This is a genomic window from Neobacillus drentensis (assembly GCF_036966985.1).
Taxonomy (GTDB): domain Bacteria; phylum Bacillota; class Bacilli; order Bacillales; family Cytobacillaceae; genus Neobacillus; species Neobacillus drentensis_E.
In genome coordinates this window covers 6,364-11,631 of record NZ_JBALSN010000362.1, presented here as the reverse complement: position 1 = coordinate 11,631, position 5,268 = coordinate 6,364, and the positions used below count along the sequence as shown (strand labels likewise).

Annotated in this window: 3 protein-coding genes; all 3 read right to left on the bottom strand. The window is 40.7% G+C overall.

Annotated elements, in window-relative coordinates:
- Nucleotides 1–39: 39 nt before the first annotated feature.
- Entirely contained in the window at nucleotides 40–1,539 is a 1,500-nt protein-coding gene (locus V7659_RS21800; RefSeq protein WP_420491389.1) for an MFS transporter, read from the bottom strand.
- 535 nt (nucleotides 1,540–2,074) lie between these two features.
- A complete protein-coding gene (locus V7659_RS21795; protein ID WP_335542207.1) occupies nucleotides 2,075–3,592 on the bottom strand; it encodes a CoA-acylating methylmalonate-semialdehyde dehydrogenase in 1,518 nt (505 codons plus the stop codon).
- A gap of 45 nt (nucleotides 3,593–3,637) precedes the next feature.
- A complete protein-coding gene (locus V7659_RS21790; protein WP_335542205.1) occupies nucleotides 3,638–4,990 on the bottom strand; it encodes an aspartate aminotransferase family protein in 1,353 nt (450 codons plus the stop codon).
- Between the last annotated feature and the right edge of the window lie 278 nt (nucleotides 4,991–5,268).

The window sequence follows — 5,268 nt, the reverse complement described above, 5'->3', positions numbered from 1 at the left end:
GGTTTGTATTTTTTATCGTATTTATTTGTGACTCACAGTTCAATTAGTTTTTGCTTTGGCACGAGAAGCATCGAGTTGCTTATTGATATCTTCGACGTCTTTATCTGATAGCGGGTAAAGAGCCATAACAATCATTGAAACGATAGCAAGCACTGCTGGAATCCAGATAGCTGTGATATTGATACCAGAAAGAGCACTAGCTGTTTGTTTCACTGCATTTCCATCGAAGCCGTAGGCAGCAAGGAACCAGAGTGGAACGGCACCGCCAAGAGTGAAGCCTATCTTGAAGAAGAGACCCATGATCGCGTTGATGATAGCAGCGTTCCGTTTGCCAGACTTCATTTCACCATAAGAGACAACTTCGGGAACGAGTGCCCACATGAAACCTGTTGCTGATGTAAGACCCCATTGTTTGATGAAGGTTGAAACATAGGCAAGGAAGAGTGAATCATGCATGCCATCTAACGACCATACCCAAGTAAGGATTTCACCAAGAACAAACATACCAAGGAAGAAATGGAAGAATCCCTTTTTACCGAAGATTTTCCTTAATTTTGGCCAGAAGACTGGGAAAGCAATACCAGGGATGGAGGCGATGAGACCTACTGCACCCATCCAGTCTGAGTGGTTGACCGTGTATTGGTTAAAGAAGCCATTCACTGTGTTCATGAAGAACATGAAGGTGAAAGCAAGCATAAAGAAGAAACCAAGAATAACGAGTGGTTTGTTATTCTTCAATTCAACGAACAGGTCGGTAACTTTCACTTCTGCAGATTGTTTCGCAGTTGCGACAACGCGTTCTTTTGTAAGACGATAGCAGAAGAACAGCGCTACAGCGCCAAGTATCATGTACACCATGTAAACCCCAAACCAAGCGTGACTTGCAGATGCATCCGTATAAGTACCCATGTTGAGCTTGAGGCCAAAGAAACCTGTGTCTTTGGGTGAACGGTCTAATGGGGCTGACATTTGGACAAACATTGGAAACAGCGTGTAAACCAAGAGGTTAGCAATGTTAGCCAGCATCATACGAGTAGTTGTGATTTTATCTACGGATTCTGGGTCACGTGTGAGTGAAGCATTCAGCGAACCGTAAGGAATGTTAACGACAGAATAAACCAAGTCAAGCAGGAAGTAAGTGATAAAGGCGATTGGCACTGAACCACGAATGGCTGGAATTGGAACAAAGAGCATCGCTGATAAGATAATAAGTGGAATCCCTGCAATCAGAAGCCAAGGACGATATTTTCCGTGCTTAAATGTATGTTTATCGACGTAGGTACCAACCATTGGATCCCAGAATACGTTGACGATACGGACAAACAAGAAGATGAACCCAGCTGCTGCCGTACCAATGGCATTAACGGTCGTCAGATAGAGAGCTAGGAATCCTCCAACTGTACCAAATACGAGGTTTTGGGCAAAGTCCCCAAGACCGTAGCCAATCCGTTCAGAAAGGCTGAGCTTATGGTACTCGTTATGTTGAATGTTTTGAGTGTTTTTGTTCATTTGTTTAACAGTTGATTCCATTAAAGCCATGTCAAATCTCCTTTTCAGCCAAATTTTAAATCACTTATCCGCTTACATTAATAGATATTGGTAGTATAGTCTTTTGGAAAAATTGAATCCCTCAAATCTTTTTAAGCGGTTAATCGCTTTCAGAGATGGGTAGAAAATTGGTAACCCTTTTTAAAGTGAATTGCTGCATCCACTACCTATCTAGAAATATTTTTTTAAAAAATAAACTAATTTATAAACTTAGTTTGTTTATCGGATAAACTAAGATTTAAGTTAATACTAACACATGTCTTTTAAATGAACAATATACAAGTTGATAAATTTTTTCGAAATAATAAAATTAATTAACAAGAACCCAGTTGCTGAAGTGAGACTCCATTCTGTGGCTGATCTACGAAAATTAAAAAAGCCGATTCAAATTTGAAATCGGCGCAATCACTAAAATTAACTTTTATTTTTGTAGGTTTTTCTTCATAAGTTGATACCGCCAATTACAAAGGCATAATGAAGGAGGAGCACATTAATGAAAATGGGCCTTATTGTTTCTCCGGTTTTTTTATTTATTGCTAGGGAATGCAAAGGATAGATCACTATTATCGCTTGCTGATAACCAGCGTTCTGAAACTGTTTTGGTCTTTGTATAGAACCGTGCTTGATCTGGGCCAAACATTTGCCCGTCGCCAAATCTCGAGCCCTTAAAACCAGCAAAGTTATGAAAGCCTACTGGGATCGGAATTGGTACATTCACACCGACCATTCCCACATCAATTTCAGTCGTGAATTTTCTGGCTGCCAGCCCATTATTGGTATAGATCGTTACACCATTTGCTAATTCTTGCTGATTAATTAATTTGATTGCTTCCTCTAAACTATCAACACGTACAATATTACGAACAGGACCGAAAACTTCTTCTTCATAAATTTTCATACCTGGTTTCACATGGTCAAGTAATGTTGGTGCCAGGAAGAATCCTCCGTCATTTTTGGTAATGTCTTGATTACGACCATCACAAACGAGTGTTGCACCTTCTTCTTCACTGAGATCAATTGCTTTTAGGATGCTTTCTTTTGCTTGCAAGGAAATAACTGGGCCGTAATCTGCACCGTCTGTGAAAGCACCTACTTTTAAGCGATCAACCTTTTCTTTTAAAATTTCTACCAAGCGATCAGCCGTTTCTTGTCCGACCGGCATTAATGTAGAGATGGCCATACACCGTTGTGAGGCAGCGCCATACCCTGCACTGATGAAAGCATTTGCTACTTGTTCTAAATCAGCATCAGGCATAACGACCATATTATTTTTTCCGCCTCCTAAGGCAACCACACGTTTGCCGTATTTAGCGCTCGTTTCATAAATATAGTGTGCTACTGGTGTAGATCCAACGAAGGAAATGGCCTGTACGGCTGGATTTTCAAGTAGTTCATTTACCGCCTCTTTATCACCATTGATGACTGTCCAAATACCATCTGGCAGGCCTGCTTCTTTCCATAATTCACAAATATATAAAGCGGTCATAGGTACACGTTCAGAAGCTTTTAAAATAACTGCATTTCCAACGGCTACCGCCATGCTTGTTTGCGCTAATGGCACCATGATTGGAAAATTAAAAGGAGAGATGGCTGCCACGACACCAAGTGGATATTTAGCTGAATAGGCATTAATTTGTCCGCCTACATTTACTGAATATTCACCTTTCATGAAATGAGGCGCATTAATCGCTAAATCTACTGATTCTAATCCACGAGTAATTTCACCATTTGCGTCTTCTTCTGTTTTCCCGCTTTCGATGCAGATTAATTCGATGATTTTATCTTTATTTTGCTTTAGCAAGTTGCGGAAATTCAGAATAACTTCTGCCCGCTTCGCTACGGAGAGGTCACGCCATGCCGGAAAGGCGGCTTCTGCTTTTTTTATGGCACCCTTCACTTCATTGGAGGAAGCTAACGGTACTTTCGCAATGACTTCGCCTGTTGCCGGATTGAACACTTCTGAAAAACGGCCGCTTTCACCCTTGATCATTTTTCCATCAATAAAATGTGTAAGTTCTTTCACGTCAGTTATGTTTGTCATCATCCGTTCTCCTTTCGATTTAAAAAGCTATTCTTTGGATTCGTTTGGTTATAATGACTCAATTGCTTGAACTAATTTTGCTAGAATAAAATCCTTTTCCTCCAACGTAATATTTAATGGTGGAGATAATGTTAATACGTTGTTATATCCTGCAACAGTTACACCATTTTTTCCAATTATTAATCCTTGCTCTTTGCACTTAGCAATCACTTGGTTGACCTTTTCTACAGGCAAAGGATTTTTTGTATTGCGGTCTTCGACTAGCTCGATTCCAACAAGCAATCCTTTTCCGCGAATATCACCAACGTGAGGATGATGTGAAATTCTCGCTTTTAACTCTTCTATTAAAATCGCACCCATTTCGGTAGATTGTTCAAATAAATTTTCTCGTTCCATAATTTCTAGATTTTTTAATGCCACGGCACATGCCGCTGGAGAGCCTCCAAATGTATTGATATGGCGGAAGAAGTCATAATTGCCGTTTTTCATAAACTCCTCATAAACTTCTCTCTTTACTGCCGTTGCTGAAAGTGGCATATACGCGCTGGTAAGTCCCTTTGCCATGGTAATAATGTCAGGCTGAACCCCATAATGTTGATGGCCAAAGGCTTTTCCTGTCCGTCCGAAGCCGCAAATGACTTCATCGACAATTAATAAGGCACCATGCTTCTCGCAAACTTCTTTTACACCCTTTAAGTAATCATCCGGAGGCATAATAACCCCGCCGCCTGTAATAATCGGCTCCAATATCATCGCAGCAATGGTTTCTGAATGTTCCCATGTCATGATTTCGTCGACTGCTTTAACGGAAGGTAAGTCGCTTGGATTCTTAAATCCATCCTCATTGGAGCGATATTGATCCGGCGCTTTGACATGAATAAATCCAGGTGCTAATGGTTCGTATTTATATTTCCGTTCTGCTTGCCCTGTTGCAGCAAGTGCTCCCATGGAGTTCCCGTGATAGGCACGATATCGAGATACGATTTTATAACGGCTGCCTTGCCCTTTTTGCTGGTAATACTGCCTGACAATTTTAAATGCTGTTTCATTTGCCTCAGAGCCGCTATTGGAGAAAAATACTACATAATCCCCACCTAATAATTCGCTGATTTTTTCAGCAAGTAAAATCGCCGTAGGATGCCCATTTGTTAATGGTGTATAGTTGTTCTCTAGAAGTTGGTCATATGCCGCTTTTGCTATTTCTTCTCTTCCATAACCAACATTTACACACCATAATCCCGACATGGCATCTAAATAACGATTACCCTCAATATCTGTCAGCCAAGCACCTTCCGCTTTTTGAATGATGGAAGTAGCTTGCGGGTTATACGGCTTCATTGAATGCCAAAGATATTTCTCATCTTTCGTAACTAAATCTTCACCTGTTTGAACATTACCCATCCTGAGTCACTCCTTTACAATTTGTTTCGTCTGTCTTTATTGTGAAGGGTAGCGCTCCTATTATCATCAGACATAATGTAAAACGTTTTCAAAAGACATTTCACATATTGACAACTTTTTTTAAAAAGGCTGTGTAAAAGCTTATTGTTTATTTTGGCACCCTGTTGATTGGAGCGGAAGGCACGAAGACTCCTCGAAGATGCTATCGCATTTTCTTCGTGCGTGGGCGGATTCAAAGAAGCAAATTCAATGTCCTGCGGGAGGACGGGGCAGGGGAG

Excerpts from the sequence above, each read along its gene's own strand:
- V7659_RS21800 (WP_420491389.1), bottom strand. The coding sequence starts at position 1,539 with ATGGCTTTAATGGAATCAACTGTTAAACAAATGAACAAAAACACTCAA.
- V7659_RS21795 (WP_335542207.1), bottom strand. The coding sequence starts at position 3,592 with ATGATGACAAACATAACTGACGTGAAAGAACTTACACATTTTATTGAT.
- V7659_RS21790 (WP_335542205.1), bottom strand. The coding sequence starts at position 4,990 with ATGGGTAATGTTCAAACAGGTGAAGATTTAGTTACGAAAGATGAGAAA.